We start from the raw sequence: 25323 nt of genomic DNA on the forward strand, positions 1-25323 counted from the left end.
GGGTGATGTTCAGAAAGCCATGCCGCGAGGGCGCACGCTCACTTCGTCGCTCGTGATGGTCTGCAATCCCGCGTCCGTGCGCACCTGCAGCTCGCCGCTCCAGGCCACGCCTTCGCAGACACCGGCCGTGCCGTCGCTGAGCACCACCTCGCGGCCGCGCAGCACGTCGCGCGCCGCAAAGCGCTCGGCGAACTGCGCGAAGCCCTGCGCCTGGAAGGCCAACACATTGCGCACCAGCGGCTCGGCCAGTTCGCGCAGCACCTCGGGCGCGGCCGCCTCGGGGCGCCACTGGTGCAGCCATGCGGGCGGCGTGCGCATGCCGTCGGATTCGCGCGCGCCGATGTTGATGCCGATGCCGATCACCACGTAGCGCTGCGCAGCGGGCCCGCCGGCGTGCGGCAATGCGGTTTCGATAAGGATGCCGACCAGCTTGCGGTCGTTCACCCAGATGTCGTTGGGCCACTTGAGGCCGACCTTGTGCGCGCCCGACGGGTCGAGCCCCTCGGCCACGCTGACACCGACGGCGAGCGACAGGCCCGACCAGTCGGCCGGCGCGAGCGGCAGGCCCAGCGAGAACAGGAGCGATGCCTGCGCGTCGCCCGGCTGCGCGCTCTGCCATGCGCGGCCCAGGCGGCCGCGGCCCGCGGTCTGGCGCTCGGCCACCAGCAGCACGGGCTCTGTGCGGCCGGCGCGCGCGCGGCGCATCAACTCGGTGTTGGTGGAATCGATCTCGGCCACGGCCTCGACCGCGAACCCGGGCAGCAGCGGCGCCACCGACGCGGCAATCCGGTCTTCGTGCCAGTCGACCGTGGTGTTGCCCATGCTCAGTCCTTCTTGGACTTCTTCTTGTCGGTTTTTTTATCGGCCTTTTTTTCGGCCTTCTTTTCGGATTTGGCGTCCGATTTCCTGTCGGCTTTTTTGGCCTCTTTTTTCTCGGCCTTTTTCTTTTCGGCCTTCTTTTTGGCCTTCTTCTTTTTTTTCTTTTCTTCGTCCTCATCCTTGGGAGTCAGCAGCGTGCCGCGGCACTGCTCGGAGCCGCACCAGCAAGGAAATTCGGACAGGAGCTTTTCCGTGTACGGCTCGTCGATGATCAAGCCGTAGTCGTAATTGAGCTCTTCTCCTGCAGCGATGTTGCGCAGTGCCTTGATATAAACGCGCCCATCGACTTCGTCGGCCTCGCAATTCGGCTCGCACGAGTGATTGATCCACCGGGCGTCGTTGCCCTTGACGTTGCCGTCGATCACGCGGCCGTCGTCGATGTGGAAATAGAAGGTGTGGTTCGGCTGGGCCGGGTCGTGCGGATGGCGGCGCAGCGCCTCTTTCCAGTTGATGACCTCGCCCTTGTATTCGATCAGCGTTTCGCCTTCGGCCAGGTCCTGCAGGGCAAAGACGCCGTTGCCGTGGACATCCGAGCGTCGCATCTGGATGCGGCGGCCGGCGGAAAGTGGGGATTTGGAAGGCATCGCCGAAGTCTGTTAGTTTGAATATGCACACATGCGCGTGTGCGCGTGTGCACGCGGGAAGCCGCAGAGTATAGAGAGCCCTTAGATGACAAAGACGTTGGTAATCGCAGAAAAGCCGTCGGTGGCGCAGGACATCGTCCGCGCACTCACGCCCGTGGCCGGCAAATTCGACAAACACGATGAGCATTTCGAGAACGACAGCTATGTCGTGACCAGCGCTGTCGGTCACCTGGTCGAAATCCAGGCGCCCGAGGAGTTCGACGTCAAGCGGGGCAAGTGGAGCTTTGCCAACCTCCCCGTGATCCCGCCGCACTTCGACCTGAAGCCCGTCGACAAGACCAAGACGCGCCTGAACGCCGTGGTCAAGCAGGCCAAGCGCAAGGACGTGACGCAACTCATCAACGCCTGCGACGCGGGCCGCGAGGGCGAATTGATCTTCCGCCTGATCGAGCAGTACGCCGGCGGCAAGAGCCCGCTGGGCAAGCCGGTCAAGCGCCTGTGGCTGCAGTCGATGACGCCGCAGGCGATCCGCGACGGCTTCGATGCGCTGCGCACCGAAAAGCAGATGCAGGGCCTGGCCGACGCGGCGCGTTCGCGCTCCGAAGCCGACTGGCTGGTGGGCATCAATGGCACGCGCGCCATGACGGCATTCAATTCGCGCGACGGCGGCTTCTTCCTGACGACCGTGGGCCGCGTGCAGACGCCGACGCTCTCCGTCGTCGTGGAGCGCGAGGAGCAGATCCGCAAGTTCGTCTCGCGCGACTACTGGGAAATCCACGGCAGCTTCGCGGCCGAGGCCGGCCAGTACCCGGGCAAGTGGTTCAACCCCGACTGGAAGAAGGCCAACGCGCCGCTCCTGGCCAACGGCGAACCCGATGCCGAGCAGCGCGCCGACCGCGTCTGGAACGAGCAGGAGGCCATTGCCATCGCCAACGCCGCGCGCGGCAAGCCCGCCACGGTGACCGAGGAGAGCAAGCCCACCACGCAGGCCTCGCCGATGCTGTTCGACCTGACCTCGCTGCAGCGCGAGGCCAACGGCCGCTTCGGCTTCAGCGCCAAGACCACGCTCGCGCTGGCCCAGAGCCTGTACGAGCGCCACAAGGCGCTGACCTATCCGCGTACCGATTCGCGTGCGCTGCCCGAAGACTATCTGCCGGTGGTCAAGGACACCATGGGCATGCTGGCCAACAGCGGCATGAAGCACCTGGCGCCGTTCGCCAAGCAGGCGGTCGACGGCAACTACGTCAAGCCCAACAAGCGCATCTTCGACAACGCCAAGGTGTCGGATCACTTCGCCATCATCCCGACGCTGCAGGCCCCCAGCGGCCTGAGCGACGCCGAGCAGAAGCTCTATGACTTCGTGGTGCGGCGCTTTCTCTCGGTGTTCTTCCCGAGCGCCGAGCACCAGGTGACCACGCGCATCAGCACGGTGGAAGAGGGCGGCAAGAAGTACCCGTTCCGCACCGACGGCAAGGTGCTTGTGAAGCCGGGCTGGCTCGCCATCTACGGCAAGGAAGCCCAGGACGACGAGAAGGAAGACGACAAGGACGGCAAGCGCCTCGTGCCGGTGAAGCCGGGCGAGATCGTCAACACCGAGTCGGCTGACACCAAGGGCCTGAAGACGCGCCCGCCCGCGCGCTATTCGGAAGCGACGCTGCTCGGCGCCATGGAAGGCGCCGGCAAGACCATCGACGACGACGAGCTGCGCGAAGCCATGCAGGAGAAGGGCCTGGGCACGCCAGCCACGCGCGCGGCCACCATCGAAGGCCTGATCACCGAGAAGTACATGCTGCGCGAAGGCCGCGAGCTGATTCCGACGGCCAAGGCCTTCCAGCTCATGACGCTCCTGCGCGGTCTGGGCGTGGAAGAACTCTCCAAGGCCGAGCTCACCGGCGAGTGGGAATACAAGCTCGCGCAGATGGAGAAGGGCGCCCTGAGCCGCGATGCCTTCATGCGCGAGATCGCCCAGATGACCGAGCACATCGTCAAGAAGGCCAAGGAGTACGACCGCGACACCGTGCCGGGCGACTACGCCACGCTCGCGACGCCGTGCCCCAACTGCGGCGGCGTCGTGCGCGAAAACTACCGCCGCTACGGCTGCGTGGGCAAGAGCGGCACGGGCGAGGACGCCTGCGGCTTCTCGTTCGGCAAGTCGCCGGCCGGGCGCACCTTCGAGGTGGCCGAGGCCGAGGCGCTCCTGCGCGACAAGCACATCGGTCCGCTGGAGGGCTTTCGCTCCAAGGCGGGCTGGCCGTTCACCGCCGAGATCATCCTCAAGTACGACGAGGAAGAATCCAAGAACTGGAAGCTGGAGTTCGACTTCGGCGACGACAAGAACGGCGACACCGGCGAGATCGTCGACTTCAGCGAGCAGGACACCGTGGGCCCGTGCCCGGTGTGCGGCGCGCCGGTGTTCGAACACGGCAGCAACTACGTCTGCGAGAAGTCGGTGCCGACCAACGCGCAGCCCACACCCAGCTGCACCTTCAAGACCGGCAAGATCATCCTGCAGCAGCCCGTGGAGCGCGCGCAGATGGAAAAGCTGCTGGCCACCGGCAAGACCGACCTGCTGGACAAGTTCGTGAGCATGCGCACGCGCCGCGCCTTCAAGGCCTTCCTCACGTGGAACGCCGAAGAAGGCAAGGTGACCTTCGAATTCGCGCCGCGCGAAGGCGGCAGCAAGTTCCCGCCGCGCAAGACCTTCGGCAAGCCCGCGGCCAAGACCGCGGCCGCGAAGAAGGTCGCGGCGAAGAAGACGCCCGCCGCCAAGAAAGCACCGGCCGCGAAGAAGGCCGCCGCGCCGCGCAAGCCCGGCGCGGGCCTGAAGCCCAGCGACTCGCTGGCCGCGGTGATCGGCGCCGAACCGGTGGCGCGCACCGAGGTCATCAAGAAGCTGTGGGACTACATCAAGGCCAACGGCCTGCAGGACGCGACCAACAAGCGCGCGATCAATGCCGATGCGAAGTTGAAGCCCGTGTTCGGCAAGGACCAGGTGACGATGTTCGAACTCGCGGGCATCGTGGGCAAGCACCTCTCGGCGCCCGACGCGGCCTGATGAAGATGCAGCGCCGACCACTGGCCGTTGCACTGGCTGCAGCGATGCTGCTGGCCGGCGCGGGCCTCGCCAACGCCGCCGCGTGGCCCGACCGGCCCGTCAAGCTGGTCGTGCCTTTCCCGCCGGGGCAGGCCACCGACATCTTCGCCCGCGCGCTCGCCGAGCAACTGGGCAAGCGGCTGGGCCAGCCCGTCATCATCGACAACAAGGCCGGCGCCGGCAGCAACATCGGCACCGAGTTCGTGGTGCGCGCGCCGCCCGACGGCTACACGCTGGTGGTGGCCGGCAGCGCGATGGCGGTGAACCAGACGCTCTATGCCAAGCCCGGCTTCGATCCGCGCCGCGACCTGGTGGGCATCTCGCTCGTCGCGAAGGTGCCGCTGGTGTTTCTCGCCACGCCCGAGAGCGGCATCCGCACGCTGCCCGAGCTCACCGCGCGCGCCAAGGCCGAGCCGGGAAAGCTGAGTTACGCGAGCGCCGGCATCGGCGGCACGCAGCACCTGTCGGGCGAGATGTACAAATCGGCCGCGCATGTGTTCATCACGCACATCCCGTACCGCGGCAGCGGGCCGGCGCAGTCGGATTTCCTGGGCAACCAGGTGCCGCTGATGGTCGATTCGGTGACGGCCGCGCTGCCGCACATCAAGTCGGGCAAGGCCGTTGCGCTGGCGGTGACTTCCGCCACGCGCTCGTCGCAACTGCCCGAGGTGCCCACCGTGCGCGAGAGCGGCGTGGCGGGCACGAAGAATTTCGAGGCCGTCGGCTGGCTCGGCCTGATGGCGCCGCGCGGCACGCCGCCCGAGGTCGTGGAACGGCTGAACCACGAGGTGACCGACATCCTGAAGACCGAGCAGATGGCGCGCTTCATCCGCGAACGCGGCGCCGAACCCGCGCCCACGAGCGGTGCCGAGTTCGACCGCTTCGTGGCGAGCGAGATCGGGGTCTGGGGCGCGGCGGTGAAGGCCTCGGGCGCGAAGCCCGAATAGCAGGCCGGGCCGCAAGGGCCCCGGCGGCGCGTGGGTTGTTACAGAAGCGGGCGGGGCGCGCGCCTATAGTGGTCCGCAGTCCCACCCATTCCTGGAGTTTTCCGTGAAGTCATTCATTGCAGCTGTGTTCGCCCTCGCGATGGGCGCCCTCGTGGCGGGCTGCGCCGGCACCGGTTCGACGAGCTCGGCCAGCGGCGCGCCCGGTGCCTCGTCCGGCAGCGGCGTCACCGTGTTCGGCACGATCGACGCCAGCGTCAGCGGCGGCACGAGCCGCTCGGACCGCCGCTGATCCTTCAGCGCCGCAGCAGCGCCTGGCGCAGCACCCGCGCCGCACGGTCGCGGATCTTGCCGGAGCCCGAACGCGGCGGCGTCTTCGGCGCGACCTTGGCGGTCGCGCAGGCCCACAGGAAGTCATGCAGGATCGGCGTGTCGTCGACCGTCTCGGTGCTGCCGTACTTGTGGAATTCGGGGTGCCACTGGGTCGCGGCGATGTAGCTGCGGCCGCGCTCGGGCCGGCGGCGGATCGCCTCGGGCACCCGGTCGGGCAGGCTCCAGGCCTCGATCTCGAAACCCGGGGCGAGCCCCTTGATGCCCTGGTGGTGGATGCTGTTGACGCGCGCGGTCTCCACCTGCGGGTAGAGCTTGGACAGGCGCGTGCCCTGCACGATCTCGATCTCGTGGAAGTTCTGGTCGTAGGTCACCGGGTCGCGGTGGCGCAGGCCCCCTTCGTGCTGTTCCTCGATGTCCTGGTAGAGCGTGCCGCCGAAGGCCACGTTGATGAGCTGAAGGCCGCGGCACACGCCGAAGACGGGCTTGCCGGCTTGCTCGAAGGCCTCGACCAGTGCGAGGTCGTAGAGGTCGCGGATCTGGTCGCCGATCCACGCGTCCTTCAGCGGCACCTCGCCGTAGCTGCCGGGCCAGACGTCGGCGCCGCCGTGCATCACCACGCCGTCGAGCCACTCCGCGTAGTGCGAGAGCTTGGTGTCGCCGCGCGCAGTTTCGCCGGTGGGGCAGGGCACCATCACCACCATCGCGCCGGCCGACATGAGCCAGTGCGCGATCGATTGCTCGACGTACTGCAGCGTCTTGTTGGTGAAGAGCGAGCGGGCCGGGTCGGCGTGCGAGAAGCAGGCCGACAGGCCGATCTTGAGCCGGGCGGAAACGGGTTGCGTCATCGCGGGACTGTCAGCGCGAACTGATCGGAGGGTGCGAAAAGGAAAGTCCATTGTGGCTCGTTGGCCTCTCGCACGGGGTCGGACGACACGCCAAGTATGCTTTCAACGCCGCCACGGCGTATAAGGAAGACAAGCCATGAAGACCATCAAGGGCCCCGCCATATTCCTGGCCCAGTTCGCCGGAGACACCGCCCCCTTCAACACGCTCGACGCCATCGCCGGCTGGGCCGCGGGCCTGGGCTACAAGGGCGTGCAGATCCCCAGCTGGGACGCGCGCCTGTTCGATCTCCAGAAAGCCGCCGAGAGCAAGACCTACTGCGAGGAAGTGAAGGGCACGCTCGCCCATCACGGGCTGGAAATCACCGAGCTCTCCACGCACCTGCAGGGCCAGCTGGTCGCCGTGCACCCGGCCTACGACGCGGGCTTCGACGGCTTCGCGGCGCCCGAGGTGCGCGGCGACCCGGTGCGGCGCCAGCAATGGGCCGTGCAGCAGCTGCACTTCGCGGCGAAAGCCTCGGCCCATCTCGGGCTCACGGCGCACGCGACCTTCTCGGGTGCGCTGGCGTGGCCGTATCTCTACTCGTGGCCGCCGCGCCCGCCGGGACTCATCGAAGAGGCCTTCGACGAGCTCGCGCGCCGCTGGCGCCCGATCCTGGATGCCTTCGACGCCGCGGGCGTGGACGTGGGCTACGAGATCCACCCCGGCGAAGACCTGCACGACGGCGTGAGCTACGAGATGTTTTTGGAGCGCGTGAACAACCACCCGCGCGCCTGCCTGCTGTACGACCCGAGCCACTTCATGCTGCAGCAGCTGGACTACCTCGCGTACATCGACCACTACCACGAGCGCATCAAGATCTTTCACGTGAAGGACGCCGAGTTCAACCCGACCGGCAAGCAAGGCGTGTACGGCGGCTTCCAGAGCTGGATCAACCGCGCCGGGCGCTTCCGGTCGCTGGGCGACGGGCAGGTGGACTTCAAGGCCATCTTCTCGAAGATGGCGCAGTACGACTTCCCCGGCTGGGCGGTGCTCGAATGGGAGTGCTGCATCAAGCACCCAGAAGACGGCGCGCGCGAGGGTGCGGCCTTCATCGCCGATCACATCATCCGCGTGGCCGACCGGGCCTTCGACGACTTCGCGGCGGGCGGCGTGGACGTGGCGTCGAACCGGAAGATGCTCGGCCTCGGCTGAACCTTCTCAGCGGTGCAACGGGCACCCGTTGCGTTCGCTGCGGTAGTTCGACGAGGCGGCATACGCGGCCTTGCGCGCGCGCATCACCTGGCCCAGCGGCCGGTGCGCGGCCAGCGCGTGCCAGGGGTTGAAGGCCATGCCGTCGTCGATCTCGCGCGCGAGCTCATCGCTCCAGCCGGCCTGCGGGCCGACGGTAATGCGCGCCACGGGCACGAAGGGGCTCAGGTCCTGCGGCCATTCGACCGAGGCGTCTTCGATGGGCATGCGCTCCAGGTCCACGCACAGCTGCACGCGCAGTTCCCATTCGGCGGGCTGCTGACGCACGACGTCCATGACCGCTTCGCGCGTGCCATCGGGCTTGTCGTCCAGGTCGATCGGCTGGCCCTCGAGCGCCAACAGGTTGGGCGAGACCGGCGCCAACTGCAGCTTCGCGATGTGGTTGCCGTAGCGCAGCGGCACCTGCGTGAAGAAGGTGGCGCCCAGCGGATGGACCTCGGGGTGGCCGCCCATCGCGATCAGCTTGCCGCTCTGGCCGCCGACCGCCTCGACGGCCTTTTCCACGCCCTGCAGCACGCTGGAGAGCACGCGCTTGGCGTTGGGCGCCTTGTCGGTGGTGCCGGCCAGCAGCTTCAGGCTCTTGAGAAATCCCTTCGCGTCGGGCGCGAGGAACACGGGTCCGTCGACGAACAGGAAGTCCTGCGTGGTGTGGGCTTCCGAGCCTTCCACGCGCTCGCCTTCGACGTCCATCACCTTGAGCGCCATGCCGCGCGGCAGCGAGACGCGGTCGTCCAGCATCTCGGCGGGCGGCGTGGAGATGCGCATCACGACCGCATGGCGGCCCGGCGCGGCGAAGAGGCCCTGCGCCAGCGGCTCGGACAGGCCGTCGAGCACACGCAGTTCGCCGTGCAGCAGGCCATGGCTCTTGGCATGCACGCTGCGCGCCGCATGGCCGGTGTGGTCAGCCATGGTGCGGGACATGCCCAGCAGCGTGGCGACGAGTTCGGCCTGGGTGTGGAGCTCGTCGTCAACCAGCGTCTCCACGGACGGGTCGAAACGCACGGGGGTGGCGGAAAGCGTGGCGGTGTTCATCGGCGGTCTTTCTTCTGCGTGGGACTGAAACCCACGATCCGGCGCGCCCGCGAGGCGCCGTGTAGGAGCGCAGCGCCAATGCGTGCGCGAAGGGCGGCGCTCAGAGCAGCGCGGCGAGGCGGCGGATCGCGCCGTCGATCTGCGATTCGTCGATCAGGCCGTAGCCGAAGGCGAGGCCGTTGGGCACGCCGGGCGCGTTCGGATCGAATGCGAAGCGCGAGAGCGGCGGCAGCGTGATGCCGGCCGCGGCCGCGCGTTCGACCGCGGCGTGGTCGCGCGAATCCGTGCGCAGCCACGCCGACAGGTGCAGCCCCGCATCGGACGGAATCACCTCGAGCCGCCCCGCGCAGTGCCTGGCCAGCGCCTCGAGCAGCGCGGCGCGCCGCGCGCCGTAGACCTTGCGCATCTTGCGGATGTGGCGCGCGAGGTGCCCCTCGGCGATGAAGGCGGCGAGCGCCTCCTGCCCGAGCACCGGGCCGTGCCAGTCGGCCAGCTCGCGCGCCCGCACGAGCGCCGCGCGCGCCCAGGGCGGCGCGACCACGAAACCGAGACGCAGCGCGGGGAACAGGCTCTTGGAGAAGGTGCCGACGTAGCAGACCGATTCGGCGCGGTCGAGCGTCTGCAGCGCGTCGAGCGGGCGGCCGGCGAAGCGGAATTCGCTGTCGTAGTCGTCCTCGATGACCACCGCGTTGCGCGCCCGCGCGAAGGCCAGCAGCGCCGCGCGGCGCTGCGGCGACATCGCGACGCCTGTGGGGAACTGGTGCGAGGGCGTCACGCAGATCACGCGCGCCTCGGGCGGCAGGCGCTCGACGCACAGGCCCTCGACATCGGTCGGCACGGTGACCACCTTCGCGCCCGCGGCGGTCATGGCCTCGCGCAGCGACGGATAGAAAAGCTGCTCCACCGCGACCACCGTGCGCCCGGGCACGACGAGGATGCGCGCGAGCAGCCCGAAGGCCTGCTGCGCGCCGGCGGTGACCACGATGTCGTCGGCCGTGCAGCCGACCGCGCGGGTGAACGACACGTGCCTGGCGATCGCCTCGCGCAGCGCGGCCTGGCCCTGCGGCTGGGCGTAGTCGGCGGGCTCGCGTGCGATGCGGCGCAGCGCGCGGTCGGACAGGCGCCGCCAGATATCGAACGGAAAGGCGCCGGTGTCGGGCAGGCCGACGCGGAAATCGTCGCGTGCGCGTGGCGGCTGCAGCGTGGGCGCGAGGTCGGCGCCGGGCACGTTCAGCGGCACCAGCCGCGGATCGCGCCGGGCCGGTGCGCCTTTTTTGGACGTGCGGCCGCGGCGCGACCGGGGCAGAGTGTCGGCCACGTAGGTGCCGGCGCCGGGGCGCGCGAGCAGGTAGCCCTCGCTCAACAGCAGGTCGTAGGCCGCGAGCATGGTGTTGCGCGAGACGCCCAGCCGCCCGGCGAGCGCGCGCGTGGCGGGCAGCCGCGCGCCGGGCTGCAGCCGGCCGTCGAGGATGGCGTCGCGCAACTGCCGGTGCACCTCGCGCAGCAGGTCGCGCGAGCCGGTGCCCGGCAGGCGAATGGCGAGTTCGAAAAGTGGCTCCATGAAGTTCGCCGATTGTGGTTCTTTTGAAGAGCCAATCGCAAGCCTATTCTGAAGGCCTCAGAACGCTCACCGGAGTCTCGCCATGCACACCGAACCTCTCGCCGCCGCGCCCGCGCAACCCGCCGAACGCCTGCCCCTCGGCCTGGCGTGGCTGGCGCTGGGCGCCTTTGCCCTGGGCACCGAGAGCTTCATGGTCGTCGGCCTGCTGCCGATGCTGGCGGCCGACCTGCAGGTGAGCGCCACGCGCGCCGGGCAGCTGGTGCTGCTGTTCGCGCTGAGCTATGCGATCGGCTCGCCGCTGATGGCCGCACTGTTCGCGCGCTTCGGCCGGCGGCCGCTGCTGGTCGCGAGTCTTGCGGCATTCGCGGGCATCACGCTGGCCGCCTCGATGGCGCAGGGCTTCGCGCAGCTGGCGCTGGCGCGCATCGCGCTCGGACTGGTGGCCGGCGTGTTCCTGCCGACAGCGAGCGCGGTGGCGGCGTCGATGGTGTCGCCCGCGCTGCGCGGACGGGCGCTGGCCATCGTGACGGGCGGCGGCACGGTGGCGGTCGCCGTCGGCGTGCCGCTGGGCGCGTGGATCGCGGGCTGGGGCGGCTGGCGCACGGCCTATTTGCTGGTGGCCGCAGTCGCGGCGCTGGCCGCCTGGGGCGTGGCCGTCGGTTTGCCGCGCAGCCTGGCTTCTTCGGCGCCGGCGACTGCCGCGCGCGCGCCGTCGTTCTCGGTGGCCCGCGCGCCCGGCGTGCTGCCCGCGCTGCTGACCACCGTGCTGTGGACCACGGGCGGCTTCAGTTTCTATACCTACATCGCGTCGTTCCTGTCGGGCACGGTGGGCTTCGGCGCCCAGGGCGTGAGCGCCGTGTTCTGCGCGATCGGCGTCGCGGCCGCCCTCGGCACCGCCACCGGCGGCTGGGCGACCGACCGCTTCGGCGCCGACCGCGTGGCGCAGGCCTTCGCGCTCGTGCTGGTGGCGATCTTCGGCGGGCTGTCGTTCTCGGCGCAGATGCTGCCGCGCGAGCTGGCGCTGCCGCTGATCGTGGGCCTGTCGGCGCTCTGGGGCTTCGCTGGCTGGGGGTTCGGCCCGGCGCAGGCGGTGCGGCTGATCCGCCTGGCACCCGATCGCGCGCCGATGACGCTGTCGCTCAACGCCTCGGCGATCTACCTGGGCATCGCGGCGGGCTCGGCGCTGGGCGGCGTGGTGATCGACCTGTTCGGCGTCGGCGCGGTTGGCTGGGCGGGCGCCGCCAGCCAAATCGTGGGGCTAGGCCTGATGTTGCGCGCGGCCCACAGGTCGCGGACGGCGCTTTCTTTGCCGACATCGCCGCTGGCTGCCTGATTGCGGCGTGTTTTGCTATATTTTCAATAGCAGACTTCGCAGGAGCGACCGTCCTTCGCGGGGCCATCGGGCCCCGGCTTGCTTTGAAGATGAGCAACTGTCATGCCCGTCAAGCTATAATGACGGGTTCGTTTCGATACCACGACGAAGCACTTCGTCATATTGCCGGCTGACCTGCACTGTCCCTTGGATTCTTCAGGCCCCCACACTTTCAGCCGGCTTCACAGTGTGTTGGAGCGCCAGACCGGGCGCCCATGATTGCCACCACTGCCTTCGTTCTTGTTGAAGCGAATAGCGCGTTCGCCGCGCCATTGCGGCCGGCCCACGCCCGTTTTCAATTATTTTTCAGGCACTTCGCGTCCAACATTCGCGCGCTGTGCCAAGGCTCCATGGACATCATTCAACACAGTATCGCGGTGGGCAAGTACCTTGTTTCCCCGCTCATTCGACACCAGGACGACGGCCATTTCGCCGCCTCCGTCTCGATCCGCTCCGGCCACGGCAGCGGCATGCACGACCGCGTGATGCGCTTCACGCCGCGTTTTGCGAGCCACGCCGCCGCCCTGCGCTATGCCATCGACCAGGGCCTTTGCTGGGTGCGCGAGCGCAACACGCGCAACGCCCCGCTCGCCTTGCCGTGCGCAGGCTGAAACAATCACGCCCATCTTCATATCCAACACACATCGAACGAGATTCAGAGGTAATCACACATGCCCAAGGAAGAACTGATCGAAATGAACGGCGCAGTGACCGAAGTCCTGCCCGACTCGCGCTACCGTGTCACGCTGGACAACGGCCATCAGCTGATCGCCTACAGCGGCGGCAAGATGCGCAAGCACCACATCCGCATCCTGGCGGGTGACAAGGTGTCGCTCGAACTCTCGCCCTACGACCTGACCAAGGGTCGCATCACCTTCCGCCACCTGGAACGTCGCGGCCCGCCGCCGACCGGCGGCAACAACTCCCCCCGCCGCTGATCCGCGACGGACAAGAGGCCTTGCGGCACCCCGCGAAGGGTGCCGGCAAGGCCTTTGTTTTTCCCGGGTCCCGGCTGCTGAAACGATGACCACGACCAATCCCACAGCCGACGGCTCCAACGCCCAGGTTTCGACCGACAACGGCTTTGCCACGCTGGCGCTCTCGCCCCAGATGCTGGCCAACCTCACCCAGCTGGGCTACACGCAGATGACGGCCATCCAGGCCGCCGCGCTGCCGCCGGCGCTGTTGGGCAAGGACCTGATCGCCCAGGCCAAGACCGGCAGCGGCAAGACCGCCGCCTTCGCCCTGGCGCTGCTCGCCAACCTCAACGCACGCCGCTTCGCCATCCAGGCGATGGTGCTGTGCCCGACGCGCGAGCTGGCCGACCAGGTCACGACCGAGATCCGGCGTCTCGCGCGCGCCGAAGAAAACATCAAGGTGGTCACGCTCTGCGGCGGCGTCGCGCTGCGCGGGCAGATTGCGAGCCTTGAGCACGGCGCGCACATCGTCGTGGGCACGCCGGGCCGCATCATGGACCACCTGGAGCGCGGCAATCTGGACCTCTCGGCGCTCAACACGCTGGTGCTCGACGAAGCCGACCGCATGCTGGACATGGGCTTCTTCGAGGACATCGTGAAGGTCGCGCGCCAGTGCCCGAAGGAGCGCCAGACGCTGCTCTTCTCGGCCACGTACCCCGAAGGCATCGCCAAGCTCGCGCAGCAGTTCATGAAGAGCCCGCAGCAGATCACGGTGCAGGCGCAGCACGAAGGCAGCAAGATCCGCCAACGCTGGTACCAGGTGAAGGACAGCGAGCGGCTGCACACCGTGAGCCTGCTGCTGGACCATTTCCGCCCTGTCAGCACGCTGGCCTTCTGCAATACCAAGCAGCAGTGCCGCGACCTGGTCGAAGTGCTGCAGGCGCAGGGCTTCAGCGCGCTGGCGCTCTTCGGCGAACTCGAACAGCGCGAGCGCGACCAGGTGCTGGTGCAGTTCGCCAACCGCAGTTGCTCGGTGCTGGTGGCCACCGACGTGGCGGCGCGGGGCCTCGATATCTCGCACCTCGAAGCGGTGATCAATGTCGACGTGACGCCCGATTCCGAGATCCACATCCACCGCGTCGGCCGCACCGGCCGCGTGGGCCAGTCGGGCGATGCCGAAGGCCTCGCGCTGAACCTGGCGAGCATGAACGAGATGGGCAGCGTCGGAAAGATCGAGCAGTTGCAGGGCCGCGAGTCCGAATGGCACGAACTGGCCGAGCTCACGCCGGCCAAGGGCGCGCCGCTGCAGCCGCCGATGGCCACGCTGCAGATCGTGGGCGGGCGCAAGGAAAAGATCCGCGCCGGCGACGTGCTGGGCGCCCTCACGGGCGACTGCGGCTACACGAAGGACCAGGTCGGCAAGATCAACGTCAACGAGTTCTCGACGTATGTGGCCGTCGATCGCGCCATCGCCGCCGAGGCCGCGCACAAGCTCGGCAGCGGCCGCGTCAAGGGCAAGTCGGTCAAGGTGCGGCTGCTGACGCTGCAGGACCAGTAGCGGCCACAGGCTGCGGCGTGGCGAGCGCCGCAGCATCGCCATGCGCCGAAGTCGGCGCCACCGGCGCATCGAGCACGGGAGTGGGCGCTTTCGCCGACGGCTCCTGCCGCGCCAGTTTCGACGCCAGCCGGAACGCCACCACCACCGCCAGCAATCCGAAGATCGACGAGCCCACGGCCTGCCCGACGAGCACGCCGGCCGCGCCGTAGTGCGAGCCCCACCAGGCGAACGGAATCGTGCCCAGCGTGGCGCGCCCCCAGTTGAAGAACGTCGACAGCAGCGGATGCCCGAGGTTGTTGAACGACGCGTTCGCCACGAACAACCCGCCCGCAAAAAAGAAGCTCGCCGCGAGCCACGTGCAGAAGAGCGCGATCAATTCGGCCGCCTGCCCCTCGGCCGAGAACGCGCGGATCAGCACGCCCTGTCCCAGCGCCAGCACGAGCCAGGCGACGGCCACCGAGGCCACCATGAACAGCAGGCTGTCGCGCAGCCCCTCCTGCACGCGGCGGTACTGGCCCGCGCCGAGGTTCTGCGCCAGGATCGGCCCGACCGCGCCGCTCAGCGCGTAGACGAGCCCGAAGGCCACGGGACTCAGGCGGTCGATGGTCGCCGCACCCGCCACCGCCGACGGGCCGAACTGCGCGATCGCATGCGTGACGAACGCAGCGCCCACGGGCGTCGCGAGGTTCGTCAGCACCGCCGGCCCCGCCACGCTCGCAAGGGCGCGCGCGTCGCCCGCCAGCCGCGGCGGCTCGAAGCGCCCGAGCATGCGGTGCTTCACCATCACGCCGTGCAGCCCGATGGCCGCGAGCGCCATGCGCGAGACCACCGCGCTGATCGCCGCGCCGTCGAGCCCCAGCCCGAAGCCGAAGATCAATATCGGATCGAGCACCGCCGTGACGAACGCCGCCGCGAGCGTGACCGTCATCGAGCGGCGCGCATCGCCGATGGAGCGCAAAAGCGCCGAGCACGCCATGCCCAGGCCCAGCAGCGGCAGCGTGTGCACCGTCACCGAGAGATAGCGCTGCGCGAGTCGCGCCGTCTCGCCCTCGGCGCCCAGCGCGTGCAGGGCAGGGTGCAGGAAAAAAGCCGTGCCGCTGCCCACCACCACCGACGCGGCCGTCATCAGCACGAGGCTGGAGGTGGCGATGCGGCGCGCATCCATCGCGCGGCCGGCACCCACGGTGCGCGACACCACGGCCGCGATGCCGATGGTCAACCCGATGCACAGCGATGCATGAAAGAACCCCACCACGCCCGCGAAACCGACCGCCGCCGCCGTCTCTTTCTCCCCGAGCAGCGAGATGTAGAAGAGGTTGATCAGGTCGACCGCGAACACCGCGATCAGCCCGATGGCACCGGTGCCCGCCATCACGCAAACATGGCGCAGGAGCGAGCCCGAAACGAAGCGCGGACGCTCGACGGCACCCGCCGTTTCGGTTATTGGCATATGAAATCCTCGATGTGGCCTAATTGCAGGTTCGAACATTACTTTTACCCGAGCTTTTCATGCCCAAGACATTCCGTACCGAAGCCGAACGCGTTGCCACCCCGAAGCCGACGCCGCTGCCCGGCTACGCCCTGCCCAAGACCGGCGGTGGCCAGAAGGTCAGCCTGGAACGCGGCACCGCAACGCGCAGCAAGAAGAACCCTGGCAAGCGCGCCAAGAAGGGCGGCTGATCCAGCCCCTGCGGCTCCTCTGGAGCCACGACGAACGCGCCCCCGGGCGCGTTTTGTCATTGGGCCAGCTATAAAGCAGCGATGTCCGACGACAACCAGATCTTCATCCCGCCCTCGTTCTTCGCGGTCTACAGCGACGCGCGCCAGCGCCTGAGCGAACCGATCGGCGTGGTGCGCGAGCGCTACGAGATCTGCGAGGACCTGGCCAGCCACCTGGTGGGCCACGCGCAGATCCAGCACCACACCGAGGTGCCGGTCGAGAGCGAAATCCTGCGGCGCATCCACGCCGGACTCGCGACGCCGGAATCCGGCGTGTCGCCCGCCGAGGCCGAATGGATCGTGCAGCGGCTGGCCGAGCTGCTGGGCTGGCCCGGCCCCGAGCCCACACCGGCCCCGGCACCGGCCGGCGAATAAAAAACAAAGAGGCGCGCGATGCTGCTCAAGGTCGGCGAACTCGCGAAACACACCGGCCTCACGGTGCGCACGCTGCACCACTACGACGCCATCGGGCTGCTCGCCCCCTCGGCGCGCTCGGACGCCGGCTACCGCCTCTACAACGCCGCCGACATCGGCCGGCTGCACGCCATCCAGGCGCTGCGGCTGCTGGGGCTGCCGCTGGCGGAAATCGGCGGGCTGCTGGGCGCCGAAAGCGGCGCGCTGCCCCCGATCATCCAGCGCCAGATCGCATCGCTCGACCAGCAGATCGCGCAGGCCACGGCCCTGCGCGAGCGGCTCGGCCTCCTCGCGCAGCGGCTCGCCGAAGGCGCCCAGCCCGACATGAAGGACTGGCTCGTCACGCTGGAGCAGATGACCACCTACGGCCGCTACTTCAGCCCCGCCGAGATCCAGTCGCTCATGGCCAACTGGCGCGCCGTGGCCGGCCAGTGGCCCCCGCTCATCGCCGACGCGGCCGCGCTGATGACGCGCGGCGTGCCTGCCGATGCGCTCGAGGTGCAGCCGATCGCCGCCCGCTGGATGACCTTGATGGGCCAGTGGATGGACGGCAACTACGACCTCATCACGCGCTGGGGCGAGATGTACCGGCGCGAGCCCGTGGCGCGGCGCGACGACGGGCCGCCGGCCGAACTGATCGACTACATCGGCGAGGCCATCGGCCTGCGGATGGCGGCGCTGCTGCGCCACCTGGACACCGAGGACCTCGCGCGCCTGGGCAGGCCGCCCGAAGACGAATGGCACCGCCTCGGCGCGGAACTGGCCGCGCTGCAGGCCGGTGGCGTGCGTCCCGACGACCCGGCCGCGCAGGCCATCGCGCAATCGTGGCTGCAGCTCTTCGAGGCGTTCACGGACCACGACCCCGCGCTCGCGGCCCGCCTGTCGGCGGCAATCGCCGCGGAGCCGGTGCTGCAGGCGGCCGCCGTGGTCGGCCCCGCGGTGCGCGGTTACCTGCTGCAGGCCATCGCCGCGCTTCCGCCAAAAAGTCCGGCGCCAGGTCCGAAACCCCCTTGACCCTGACGTTGCGTGAGGCCCAACAGTCGGCCTCATGAACAACGCACACACCCCACACCCCCAACCACGGCTCCACGCGCTCGACAACCTCCGCGCCCTGATGATGTGGCTCGGCATCGTGCTGCATGTGGCCATCAACCACCTCACCGTCGATTCGCCGCTGCCCTGGCGCGACCCGAAGACATCGCATGTGGCCGACCTGCTGCTGCTCTTCATCCACAGCTTCCGCATGCCGGTGTTCTTCGTGCTGGCCGGCTTCTTCGTCGCGCTGCTGGTCGCGCGGCGCGGGGCGGACGGCATGCTGAAGAACCGCGGCTTGCGGCTCGCGCTGCCGTTTGCGATCTTCTGGCCGCCGCTGTTCGTGCTGACCACGGTGCTTGCGATGGTCTACATCCACCTGACCGCGCGCGGCGTGCCGGGCATCGACACCGCGCTCACGCCCGCGCGGCAGCCCGGCGGCTCACCCTTCAACACGATGCACCTGTGGTTCCTCTACCAGCTGTTCTGGTTCAGCGTCGTGGCATGGGCCGGCGTGCGGCTGCAGCGCTTCATTCCGATGACGGTGCGCGATGCCGTCGCCCGCGGCTTCGCGGTGCTCGCGGAACGCCGCTGGGGCTTCGTGGTGCTCGCGCTGCCGCTGGCGGTGACGGGCGCTTTTCATCCGTCCGGCTTCGTGATGGAAAGCAGCGCGTTCCTGCCCTCGTTCTCCGAGTGGGTGCAGAGCGGCCTGTTCTTCGTGTTCGGCTGGTACCTGCACCGCGACCAGGAGCGCCTGCTCTCGCGCTTCGCTGCGCGCTGCAAGGGCCATGCGCTGGCCGGGCTGGTGTTCTTCATCGCGACGATCGCGCTGCTGGGCGCGCTGCACGGGCCCGGTGCGCACCGCCTGCCGCATCCCGAGTTCTGGATCGCCTTCGCCTACAACGCGGCTTCGTGGCTCTGGAGCCTGGCGTTGATCGGCGCCTTCGTGCGCTGGCTGCCGCGCCAGAACGCGGTGCTGGCGTACCTCTCGCAAAGCTCGTACTGGGTGTACCTGGTGCACATGCTCGGCACCATCGGCTTCGGCATCCTGCTGTTCGATGCGCCGCTGGGCGCGCTCGCGAAGATGGGCCTCAACATCGCGGCCACTTCGCTCGTGGCACTCGCGAGCTACCAGCTGCTGGTGCGCTACACGCCCGTCGGCACGCTGCTGAACGGTCGGCGAGTTACGCCGGCGCTGCGGCCGTCGCCTGCCTCAGAAGGCTCAGATAACCCGGCTGAACTTCCATCCGCTCGGTGATGCCCCGGCGCAGCAGCAGGCGGTGCGCCTCTGGCAACGCCCAGCAGGGCAGGCTGGTGAACACGTGGTGCTCGCAGTGGTAGTTGACCCAGTACGGCGCAATGAGGATGCGCTCGATGAGGTTGGCATGCGTGGTGCGCGCCTGGCGCAGCGGATCGGCCTCGTTCTGCGCCACCAGCGCGTGCTCGGCGATGTTGCGCACGCGGCTCACGAGCGGCAGCCACGTCGCCATCGGCAGCAGCCACATCAGCACCCAGGCCCACCCGTAGCCGGCCAACGCAAAGGCCAGCAGGCCGAGGCCGTTGCCGACGAGGAATCGCCTGTCCTTCGCGATCTCGCGGCCGAACACCTTCAGCGCCGATTCGCCCGGCGCGCGTTGGCGGATGCCCTCGGCGATGTGCCCGAAGCGCTGCTTGTAGAAGGTCTGTCCGCTCAGGTCGCGCACGACCTTGCGCCACATGGATTCGCGCGTGATCGGGAAGGGCGCCGAGAGCACGAGGTCCGGGTCTTCGGTCTGCTGCACGAAGCGGTGATGCTGCAGGTGATAAGGCCGGTAATCGCGCAGCGTGGACGAGCACAGCCAGTGCCCCACCCAGTCGTTGACCTTGCGGCTGCGGTGCAGGCCCGCGTGCGCCGCGTCGTGCATCAGGATGAAGAGCCCCAGCTGCCGCGCGCCGACGATGGGCACCATGAGCGGCACGGTCCACGGCCACACGCTGCCCGCGAGCATCGCGGCGCCGACGACGCCCCAGCAATGCGCCACCAGCCACAGGCCCTTCCATGACGAACGGCGGGTGAGCGATTGCCACTCCTCGGGCGTGAAGAAGTCCTCGGGTTGGGCGCGGGGTGCGACGGCCATCGGGCCAGTATGCGCCGCGGGCCGCGGCAAACCACTCGGAATTCCCCGGTAGTCCTTCGACCTATTTGTCGATGATCTTGCGGGCGAAAAGCTCCAGGTAATCCATGAGGCGTTCGGCACCTGCAATGGCCGCCGCCTCGTCGCCGGTCGCGATGCCTTGCGCCAATTCGAGGTGCGCGTTCGCGCCTTCGACGATCTCGCCTTCGTGCTGGTAGGCGTACCAGAAGCGCCGGCATTGCACGATGGGCGGGATCACCGCCTTCACCGCCGAATCGTTGTGGCTCGCCTGGTGGTTGACCAGGTCGAGCGCGTGGTCGGCGCGCATGTAGTCGGCCAGGTCGCCGCGGCCCGCGGCCTCGACCATCGCCTCGGCGCAGCGCACGATGTCCTTGCGCTGCAGCGCGGTCGCGCGGCGCGCCGAGCACGCCGCGATCAGGCGCTCCAACACGCGCCGGGTCTGGATCACATCCAGGTGGTCGGCCAGGTCGATCGCGGACACCAGGAGCCCGCGGCGCGGCTGCTGCACGATGAGCCCGATCGACACCATGCGCATCAGCGCCTCGCGCACCGGCGTGCGGCCCAGGCCCGTGCGCTCGGCGAGGTCGGCCTCCACGATCTGGCTGCCGGGCTCCAGCTGCATGGTGGACAGCAGCGTCTCGATGGCGTCGTAGGCCACGTCGGCGGCGCGGCGCTTGGGCGGGGGGCGGAGGGCGGTTTTCGGGGCGGCCATGGTTGTCTTCGGATGGGGCCTCATTGTCGGGCGTCGCTCCCTTCCGCGAGGTTCGCCAGGCCGGCCAGCGTCGCGATGCGCACCGGCGACAGCGGCGGGCGCGGCGCGGGCGGCGTCCAGCCGAAGAGGAACTGCGCCGCATCGCCGCACACGCGGCCCTGGCAGGCGCCCATGCCGCAGCGGCGATGGAGCTTGGCATCGGTCCAGCCGATGCAGTCGGCGAGCGCGGAGTAGGGCACGTCTTCGCAGCGGCACACGAGGGTGTCGGGCTGCGGCATCTGTTTGATCTCGGGGGCGAGCGCGAAGCTGCGGTGCAGCTGCGCGGCGAAGGCGTTCCAGCGGGCGCGTTCGCCTTCGTGCTGCTTTGCGGCGCGCTCGTTGCCGACCGCCGCGTAGCCGGCGATGGCGCCTTGCGCGAGCGCGCGCTCGCTGCCGCCGAAGCCGGTGCACTCGCCGGCGGCGTAGACGTCGGGCAGGCTGGTGAGCTGCCGCGCATCGACGGCCAGCGCCTGCGCGCCTTCGGACGCGAGGGCGCAGCCGAGCAGACGGCCGAGCTGCGTGTTGGGCGTGAGGCCGAAGCCGCAGGCCACGCGCTCGCAGGCGATTTCCACTTCGCGGCCGCCCTGAAAAAGCCGGACCGATTCGACCTGCGCGCCGCCTTGCGCCGAGACGATGCGCGACGCGGTGCGGTACTGCGGATCGGCCAGCGTCACCGACTGCGCGGCCTTGCCGGGCCAGCGCCACAGGTTCGCGGCGAAACCCGCGACCGACGCGAACGCGGCCTGCTCGGCGATGCGCACGACCTTTGCGCCGGCAGCGCGCGCAGTAGAAGCCGCGGCGAGCAACAGTGGCCCGCTGCCTGCGATCACGATGCGTTCGCCTTCGACCGGCATGCCCGCCTTGATGAGCGCCTGCAGGCCGCCCGCACCCGTCACGCCAGGCAATGTCCAGCCGGGAAACGGCAGCAGCAATTCGCGCGCGCCGGTGCAGAGGATCAGTTTTTTCCACTGCATGCGCCAGCCGCGCTCGGCGTCTTCCAGCAGCAGTTCGTTGCGCGCGGGCGCGGCGATCACGCGCGTGCCGCTGCACACGCGGATGTTGGCGTGGCGCGCGAGCGCATCGCGCCACTTGCGCGCAGCGGCAGGCAGTGAGGCGCCGGGTCCGTCGCGCCAGATCTGTCCGCCAGGCGCGGGGTTGTCGTCGATCACGACGATCGATGCGCCGCTCGGCGCGGCAGCAACCGCCGCCGCCATGCCGGCCGGGCCCGCGCCGACGATCAACACATCGCAGTGTTCGAGCGCGGTCATTCCGAGGTCTCCACGCGCATGCCTTCGGCGCAGACCGTCTGGCACGCGAGCCGGCGCCGGCCGTCGATGAGCACACGGCATTCCTGGCACACGCCCATGCCGCAGAACGGCGCGCGCGGCAGGCCCGTGACGGAGGTTCGCGCCACGCCCATGCCGCCTGCGATGCGCAACGCGGCGGCGACCGAACTGCCCGCCTTCACGCGCACGAGGTTGCCGTCGATGTGCAGCAAGGTGTGGCTGCTCATGCCATCTCCAGCAGGCCGCGCGGCGCATAGGGCGCCGCATCGAATTCAGGTGCAGCGCCGGTCATCAGCGCCGCGAGCACATGCGCGCTGCCCGGCGCGGTGGTCACGCCCAGGCCTTCGTGGCCGACGGCGAGCCAGAGCTTCTCGCGCCATGGGTGCTTGCCCAGCAGCGGCAGCCCATCGGGCGACGCGGCGCGCATGCCGGTCCACGCGCGCACCGCATTGAGATTGCCGAGCCCCGGCAGGTAGTCGAGCGTGCGCTGCAGCATGCGCGCGAGCATCGGCGCTTCCACGGCCGGATCGGTCGTGTCGAACTGCCGCGAGGAGCCGACCAGCAACTGCCCTGTCGGCCGCGGCTGCACGTTGAACGCCACCGAGTCGCCGTCGCTGTGATGCGCGCTGGTCACGTAGCCGAGCTCCACGAGCTGGTGATGCACCGTGCCCGGATAGCGGTCGGTGATCAGCAGGTGGCCTTTCTTCGGGCGGATGGGGAGCTCGGGGCAGAGCGTCGTCGCCTCGATGCCGTTGGCCAGCACGATCTGCGGCGCGGTGCGGCGGGTGCCGTCGGCCAGACGCAGCGTGCCGTCGTCTTCGATCGCCTCGACCTTCGCGTGCTCGATGCGGATTGCATCGCCACCCTGGCCGAGCAGCCAGCGCGCCGCGTTCGGCGCGTAGAGGATGCCGTCGCCCGGCACTTCGAGCGCGCCCGCGAGGCCTTTGCGCAATGCGGGTTCGGCGCGCGCCAGTGCGGCTGCGTCGAGCATGCGGGCATCGATGCCGTGTTCACGCAGGCGCTGTTGCTTGCGTTCGGCCTCGGCCATTTCTTCTGCGTTCGCGGCGATCCAGAGCGTGCCGCAGGCGCTGTACGCGCAGTCCTCGGGCATGTGCGGCGCGAGGGCGCGCCATCGCGCGGTCGAGTCGCGGCTCAGTGCAAGCTCGGCCGGGTTGTCGTCCATCACCACGAGGTGGCCCATGCCCGCGCCCGTAGCGCCGCCGATGCGCGCATCGAGCACCAGCACCCGGCGGCCAGCCTGCGCCAGCGCATGGGCGCAGGCGGCGCCGACGATGCCGGCGCCGATGACGATCACATCCGCGTTCATGCCAGCGGCGTCAGAAGGTGTGAATGAATCCGGCGTGCCCGAGCAGCCCGCCCAGGCGCGCCCGATCAAGGCGCAAAGCACAGCCATAGCTCGGGCTATGGCGAGCATTTGCAACGCCGAGCGGGTGTGCTTGGGCGGGATGAGCGGGCATGGCGGGTTCGTTCACACCTTCTCAGAGCCGGATGCCCCATCCGAAGGGATCGTTGTCATCGACCAGCAGCGTGGCCTCGGCACTGATGTGCGCGCGGCCGCGCAGCGTCGGGATGACCTTGTCGCCGTCCATCGCGTAGCTGGCCTCGAAGCGGCTGCCGATCACGCTGGCCTGCGTCCACGTCTCGCCCGGCGCGAGCTTGCCGTCGGCGGCGAGGCACGCGATCTTGGCGCTGGTGCCGGTGCCGCAGGGCGAGCGGTCGTAGGCGTTGCCGGGGCAGAGCACGAAGTTGCGGCTGTCCGCGCCATCGTCGTCATTCGCGAAGAGCTCGATGTGATCGATCTCCGCACCGTCCGCACCCGTGATGCCCTGCGCCGCGAGCGCTTTGCGCAATGCGGCGGTGTAGTCGGTCAGCGCCGCGAGGTTGTCGCTCGCCACGCGCTGGCCGTGCTCGCTCACCAGGAAGAACCAGTTGCCGCCATACGCCACATCGCCGCGCACGACGCCATGGCCCGGCAGCTCGACCGCCACCTGGTGCAGGTGCCGGTACGCCGGCACGTTGCGCACGCTCACCGAGCCGTCGTCGTGCAGCGTGGTGGTGACCGTGCCGACCGGCGTCTCGATGCGGTGCTCGCCCACGCCGATGCGCCCCATGTGCGCCAGGCTCGCGACCAGCCCGATCGTGCCGTGGCCGCACATGCCCAGGTAGCCGGCGTTGTTGAAGAAGATCACGCCCGCGGCCGCGTCGCGCGACACCGGCGCGCACAGCAGCGCGCCGACCACCACGTCGCTGCCGCGCGGCTCGAGCACGGTGGCCGCGCGCCATTTGTCGTGCTGGTCCGCGAGCAGCGCGCGGCGCGCGGCCATGCTGCCGCCACCCAGGTCGGGAAACCCGCCGATCACAAGGCGCGTGGGCTCGCCGCCCGTGTGCGAGTCGACGATCTGGATGCGTTGCATGGGCGTCGTCCGATCAGTAGCTGGCGATGGGAACGGGAGCGGCGTTCTTGAAGGTGAACACCGTGATCGGCGCCTGCTTCATGTTGCCCTTGTCGTCGTACGCATACGTCGCGGCCACGCCCTTGTAGGTGTCCTTGTAGAGCTGCGCGCCCACCTTGTCGGGGTCGATCGAGTTGGCCTTCTTCATCGATTCGCCGATGAACAGCACCTGGTCGTAGTACGAGGCGGCGTACGCATCCGCATCGGCGCTGAAGCGCTTCTTGAACTTCTCCTTGAAGGCCGGGCCGCTCTGCGCCTTCTCCAGGATGGAGCCGCCCTGCGCGCAATACACCAGGTCGTTGACCGCGTCGCCGCCGAGCTTGCCGGTGGCGGGGCTGCAGACGGTGTCGCCGCCCAGGAGCTTGCCGGGCACGGCCAGCTGCTTCATCTGCCGTGCCATCGGTGCGGCCTGCGGCGCGTAGCCGCCGAAGAAGATCGCCTCGGGCGCCTTGGCCTTCATGTTGGTGAGGATGGCGGTGAAGTCCACGGCCTTGTCGGTGGTGAATTCCTTGCCCACGACCGTGAGGCCCTGCTTCTGCGCTTCCTTGGTGAACTCTTCCGCCAGGCCCTGGCCGAAGGCGGTGCGGTCGTCGATCACGCCGACCTTCTTGACCTTCAGCTCCTTGGCCGCGTACACGGCCATGCTGGAGCCGATCTGGTTGTCGCTCGCGATGATGCGGTAGAGGTTCTTGTAGCCGCCCTGCGTGACCTTCGGGTTGGTGCCCACGGTGGAGACCAGGGTGCCGCCGTCGCTGTAGATGCGCGAGGCCGGGATCGCCACGCCCGAACAGTACGGGCCCATGACGAACTTCACGCCGTCGTCCACGAACTTCTGCGCCACGCTCACGCCGGTCTTGGCATCGCACTGGTCGTCTTCGGAAACCAGCTCGAACTTCAGCGTCTTGCCGCCGACGCTGAGCTTCTTGGCGTTGAGCTCCTCGATGGCCAGGCGCACGCCGTTTTCATTGTCCTTGCCCGCGAACGCGTTGGGGCCCGAGAGGGGACCGCTGTGGCCGATCTTGACGACCTGCTCCTGCGCATTGGCATGACCCGCGAGGGCGAATGCCGCGAGGCCGACGAGACCGAAAAAGGGAACCATGCCTGCTTTTGTCTTCATGTTTCTTCCTAGGTTGGGACAATGAAA

Annotated in this window: 25 protein-coding genes; 12 read left to right on the forward strand and 13 right to left on the reverse strand. The window is 69.0% G+C overall.

What is annotated here, in order from left to right:
* Positions 1-9 precede the first annotated feature (9 nt).
* Both JC881_RS08975 and JC881_RS08980 read right to left on the reverse strand, forming a co-directional pair.
* A complete protein-coding gene (locus tag JC881_RS08975; protein ID WP_198785375.1) occupies positions 10-822 on the reverse strand; it encodes a biotin--[acetyl-CoA-carboxylase] ligase in 813 nt (270 codons plus the stop codon).
* Between the two features lie 2 nt (positions 823-824).
* Positions 825-1463, reverse strand: a complete 639-nt coding sequence (locus JC881_RS08980; protein ID WP_198785376.1) for an SET domain-containing protein — start codon at positions 1461-1463, stop codon at positions 825-827.
* An 85-nt stretch (positions 1464-1548) separates the two neighbouring features.
* Here JC881_RS08980 and JC881_RS08985 point away from each other — a divergent pair, with 85 nt between their 5' ends.
* From JC881_RS08985 to JC881_RS08995, 3 genes are all read left to right on the forward strand, one after another.
* Positions 1549-4518 carry a DNA topoisomerase III gene (locus JC881_RS08985; protein WP_198785377.1) on the forward strand — a complete coding sequence of 990 codons (2970 nt, stop codon included), beginning with the start codon at positions 1549-1551 and terminating at the stop codon, positions 4516-4518.
* Positions 4519-4523: 5 nt separating this feature from the next.
* Entirely contained in the window at positions 4524-5504 is a 981-nt protein-coding gene (locus tag JC881_RS08990) for a tripartite tricarboxylate transporter substrate binding protein (RefSeq protein ID WP_443083336.1), read from the forward strand.
* A 103-nt stretch (positions 5505-5607) separates the two neighbouring features.
* On the forward strand, positions 5608-5793 hold the full coding sequence (locus JC881_RS08995; protein WP_198785379.1) for a hypothetical protein: 186 nt from the start codon (positions 5608-5610) through the stop codon (positions 5791-5793).
* A gap of 4 nt (positions 5794-5797) precedes the next feature.
* Here the strand turns inward: JC881_RS08995 and JC881_RS09000 are convergent, their stop codons facing one another.
* Positions 5798-6679, reverse strand: a complete 882-nt coding sequence (locus JC881_RS09000) for a gamma-glutamyl-gamma-aminobutyrate hydrolase family protein (RefSeq protein WP_198785380.1) — start codon at positions 6677-6679, stop codon at positions 5798-5800.
* 136 nt (positions 6680-6815) lie between these two features.
* Between JC881_RS09000 and JC881_RS09005 the strand changes: the two genes are divergently transcribed.
* On the forward strand, positions 6816-7871 hold the full coding sequence (locus JC881_RS09005; protein ID WP_198785381.1) for a sugar phosphate isomerase/epimerase family protein: 1056 nt from the start codon (positions 6816-6818) through the stop codon (positions 7869-7871).
* Between the two features lie 6 nt (positions 7872-7877).
* Here the strand turns inward: JC881_RS09005 and JC881_RS09010 are convergent, their stop codons facing one another.
* Both JC881_RS09010 and pdxR read right to left on the reverse strand, forming a co-directional pair.
* Complete coding sequence (locus tag JC881_RS09010) at positions 7878-8960, reverse strand: catalase family protein (RefSeq protein ID WP_198785382.1); 1083 nt, start codon at positions 8958-8960, stop codon at positions 7878-7880.
* Between the two features lie 100 nt (positions 8961-9060).
* Positions 9061-10521 carry a MocR-like pyridoxine biosynthesis transcription factor PdxR gene (gene pdxR, locus JC881_RS09015; RefSeq protein ID WP_198785383.1) on the reverse strand — a complete coding sequence of 487 codons (1461 nt, stop codon included), beginning with the start codon at positions 10519-10521 and terminating at the stop codon, positions 9061-9063.
* An 82-nt stretch (positions 10522-10603) separates the two neighbouring features.
* On the opposite strand from pdxR, the gene JC881_RS09020 reads away from it, so the two are divergent.
* The 4 genes from JC881_RS09020 (at position 10604) to dbpA (ending at position 14368) form a co-directional block, all read left to right on the forward strand.
* Positions 10604-11854, forward strand: a complete 1251-nt coding sequence (locus tag JC881_RS09020; RefSeq protein WP_198785384.1) for an MFS transporter — start codon at positions 10604-10606, stop codon at positions 11852-11854.
* A 389-nt stretch (positions 11855-12243) separates the two neighbouring features.
* Entirely contained in the window at positions 12244-12504 is a 261-nt protein-coding gene (locus JC881_RS09025) for a hypothetical protein (RefSeq protein WP_198785624.1), read from the forward strand.
* Between the two features lie 60 nt (positions 12505-12564).
* Entirely contained in the window at positions 12565-12831 is a 267-nt protein-coding gene (gene infA, locus JC881_RS09030; RefSeq protein WP_093128941.1) for a translation initiation factor IF-1, read from the forward strand.
* An 85-nt stretch (positions 12832-12916) separates the two neighbouring features.
* Positions 12917-14368: an ATP-dependent RNA helicase DbpA gene (gene dbpA / locus JC881_RS09035; protein WP_198785385.1), complete on the forward strand. Its 1452-nt coding sequence runs from the start codon at positions 12917-12919 to the stop codon at positions 14366-14368.
* Here the strand turns inward: dbpA and JC881_RS09040 are convergent.
* The gene (locus tag JC881_RS09040; RefSeq protein ID WP_198785386.1) at positions 14334-15818 is read right to left on the reverse strand and encodes an MATE family efflux transporter; all 1485 of its coding nucleotides are present in this window, start codon (positions 15816-15818) and stop codon (positions 14334-14336) included. The genes dbpA and JC881_RS09040 overlap by 35 nt on opposite strands.
* 59 nt (positions 15819-15877) lie before the next feature.
* Between JC881_RS09040 and JC881_RS09045 the strand changes: the two genes are divergently transcribed.
* The 4 genes from JC881_RS09045 (at position 15878) to JC881_RS09060 (ending at position 18791) form a co-directional block, all read left to right on the forward strand.
* Positions 15878-16048 (forward strand): hypothetical protein, encoded by a 171-nt coding sequence (locus JC881_RS09045; protein WP_177224862.1) that lies wholly within the window; start codon positions 15878-15880, stop codon positions 16046-16048.
* An 81-nt stretch (positions 16049-16129) separates the two neighbouring features.
* The gene (locus tag JC881_RS09050) at positions 16130-16462 is read left to right on the forward strand and encodes a hypothetical protein (RefSeq protein WP_198785387.1); all 333 of its coding nucleotides are present in this window, start codon (positions 16130-16132) and stop codon (positions 16460-16462) included.
* A gap of 18 nt (positions 16463-16480) precedes the next feature.
* A complete protein-coding gene (locus JC881_RS09055) occupies positions 16481-17515 on the forward strand; it encodes a MerR family transcriptional regulator (RefSeq protein WP_198785388.1) in 1035 nt (344 codons plus the stop codon).
* 34 nt (positions 17516-17549) lie between these two features.
* Complete coding sequence (locus JC881_RS09060; RefSeq protein ID WP_198785389.1) at positions 17550-18791, forward strand: acyltransferase family protein; 1242 nt, start codon at positions 17550-17552, stop codon at positions 18789-18791.
* On the opposite strand, the gene JC881_RS09065 is transcribed toward JC881_RS09060, so the two are convergent.
* The 7 genes from JC881_RS09065 to JC881_RS09095 form a co-directional block, all read right to left on the reverse strand.
* Positions 18718-19650 carry a fatty acid desaturase family protein gene (locus tag JC881_RS09065; RefSeq protein WP_198785390.1) on the reverse strand — a complete coding sequence of 311 codons (933 nt, stop codon included), beginning with the start codon at positions 19648-19650 and terminating at the stop codon, positions 18718-18720. The two genes, JC881_RS09060 and JC881_RS09065, sit on opposite strands and share 74 nt — an antisense overlap.
* A gap of 61 nt (positions 19651-19711) precedes the next feature.
* Positions 19712-20380, reverse strand: coding sequence for a GntR family transcriptional regulator (locus JC881_RS09070; RefSeq protein WP_233101668.1), 669 nt, complete (start codon positions 20378-20380; stop codon positions 19712-19714).
* Positions 20381-20400: 20 nt separating this feature from the next.
* Positions 20401-21687 (reverse strand): NAD(P)/FAD-dependent oxidoreductase, encoded by a 1287-nt coding sequence (locus tag JC881_RS09075; RefSeq protein WP_198785392.1) that lies wholly within the window; start codon positions 21685-21687, stop codon positions 20401-20403.
* Positions 21684-21932, reverse strand: a complete 249-nt coding sequence (locus tag JC881_RS09080) for a (2Fe-2S)-binding protein (RefSeq protein ID WP_198785393.1) — start codon at positions 21930-21932, stop codon at positions 21684-21686. Before JC881_RS09080 ends, JC881_RS09075 begins: the two co-directional genes overlap by 4 nt.
* Positions 21929-23032 carry an NAD(P)/FAD-dependent oxidoreductase gene (locus JC881_RS09085; protein ID WP_198785394.1) on the reverse strand — a complete coding sequence of 368 codons (1104 nt, stop codon included), beginning with the start codon at positions 23030-23032 and terminating at the stop codon, positions 21929-21931. Before JC881_RS09085 ends, JC881_RS09080 begins: the two co-directional genes overlap by 4 nt.
* A gap of 172 nt (positions 23033-23204) precedes the next feature.
* Positions 23205-24140 (reverse strand): 4-hydroxyproline epimerase, encoded by a 936-nt coding sequence (locus tag JC881_RS09090; RefSeq protein ID WP_198785395.1) that lies wholly within the window; start codon positions 24138-24140, stop codon positions 23205-23207.
* Positions 24141-24153: 13 nt separating this feature from the next.
* Positions 24154-25296 carry a branched-chain amino acid ABC transporter substrate-binding protein gene (locus tag JC881_RS09095; RefSeq protein WP_198785396.1) on the reverse strand — a complete coding sequence of 381 codons (1143 nt, stop codon included), beginning with the start codon at positions 25294-25296 and terminating at the stop codon, positions 24154-24156.
* Positions 25297-25323 lie beyond the last annotated feature (27 nt).

The organism is Variovorax sp. IB41 (genome assembly GCF_016405905.1).
Classification (GTDB): domain Bacteria; phylum Pseudomonadota; class Gammaproteobacteria; order Burkholderiales; family Burkholderiaceae_C; genus Variovorax.

Bases quoted from the DNA above. Each gene is read 5' to 3' on its own strand.
- JC881_RS08975 (WP_198785375.1), bottom strand. From the start codon at position 822: ATGGGCAACACCACGGTCGACTGGCACGAAGACCGGATTGCCGCGTCG.
- JC881_RS08980 (WP_198785376.1), bottom strand. From the start codon at position 1,463: ATGCCTTCCAAATCCCCACTTTCCGCCGGCCGCCGCATCCAGATGCGA.
- JC881_RS08985 (WP_198785377.1), top strand. From the start codon at position 1,549: ATGACAAAGACGTTGGTAATCGCAGAAAAGCCGTCGGTGGCGCAGGAC.
- JC881_RS08990 (WP_443083336.1), top strand. From the start codon at position 4,524: ATGCAGCGCCGACCACTGGCCGTTGCACTGGCTGCAGCGATGCTGCTG.
- JC881_RS09000 (WP_198785380.1), bottom strand. From the start codon at position 6,679: ATGACGCAACCCGTTTCCGCCCGGCTCAAGATCGGCCTGTCGGCCTGC.
- JC881_RS09005 (WP_198785381.1), top strand. From the start codon at position 6,816: ATGAAGACCATCAAGGGCCCCGCCATATTCCTGGCCCAGTTCGCCGGA.
- JC881_RS09010 (WP_198785382.1), bottom strand. From the start codon at position 8,960: ATGAACACCGCCACGCTTTCCGCCACCCCCGTGCGTTTCGACCCGTCC.
- pdxR (WP_198785383.1), bottom strand. From the start codon at position 10,521: ATGGAGCCACTTTTCGAACTCGCCATTCGCCTGCCGGGCACCGGCTCG.
- JC881_RS09020 (WP_198785384.1), top strand. From the start codon at position 10,604: ATGCACACCGAACCTCTCGCCGCCGCGCCCGCGCAACCCGCCGAACGC.
- JC881_RS09025 (WP_198785624.1), top strand. From the start codon at position 12,244: ATGGACATCATTCAACACAGTATCGCGGTGGGCAAGTACCTTGTTTCC.
- infA (WP_093128941.1), top strand. From the start codon at position 12,565: ATGCCCAAGGAAGAACTGATCGAAATGAACGGCGCAGTGACCGAAGTC.
- dbpA (WP_198785385.1), top strand. From the start codon at position 12,917: ATGACCACGACCAATCCCACAGCCGACGGCTCCAACGCCCAGGTTTCG.
- JC881_RS09040 (WP_198785386.1), bottom strand. From the start codon at position 15,818: ATGCCAATAACCGAAACGGCGGGTGCCGTCGAGCGTCCGCGCTTCGTT.
- JC881_RS09045 (WP_177224862.1), top strand. From the start codon at position 15,878: ATGCCCAAGACATTCCGTACCGAAGCCGAACGCGTTGCCACCCCGAAG.
- JC881_RS09050 (WP_198785387.1), top strand. From the start codon at position 16,130: ATGTCCGACGACAACCAGATCTTCATCCCGCCCTCGTTCTTCGCGGTC.
- JC881_RS09055 (WP_198785388.1), top strand. From the start codon at position 16,481: ATGCTGCTCAAGGTCGGCGAACTCGCGAAACACACCGGCCTCACGGTG.
- JC881_RS09060 (WP_198785389.1), top strand. From the start codon at position 17,550: ATGAACAACGCACACACCCCACACCCCCAACCACGGCTCCACGCGCTC.
- JC881_RS09065 (WP_198785390.1), bottom strand. From the start codon at position 19,650: ATGGCCGTCGCACCCCGCGCCCAACCCGAGGACTTCTTCACGCCCGAG.
- JC881_RS09070 (WP_233101668.1), bottom strand. From the start codon at position 20,380: ATGGCCGCCCCGAAAACCGCCCTCCGCCCCCCGCCCAAGCGCCGCGCC.
- JC881_RS09075 (WP_198785392.1), bottom strand. From the start codon at position 21,687: ATGACCGCGCTCGAACACTGCGATGTGTTGATCGTCGGCGCGGGCCCG.
- JC881_RS09080 (WP_198785393.1), bottom strand. From the start codon at position 21,932: ATGAGCAGCCACACCTTGCTGCACATCGACGGCAACCTCGTGCGCGTG.
- JC881_RS09085 (WP_198785394.1), bottom strand. From the start codon at position 23,032: ATGAACGCGGATGTGATCGTCATCGGCGCCGGCATCGTCGGCGCCGCC.
- JC881_RS09090 (WP_198785395.1), bottom strand. From the start codon at position 24,140: ATGCAACGCATCCAGATCGTCGACTCGCACACGGGCGGCGAGCCCACG.
- JC881_RS09095 (WP_198785396.1), bottom strand. From the start codon at position 25,296: ATGAAGACAAAAGCAGGCATGGTTCCCTTTTTCGGTCTCGTCGGCCTC.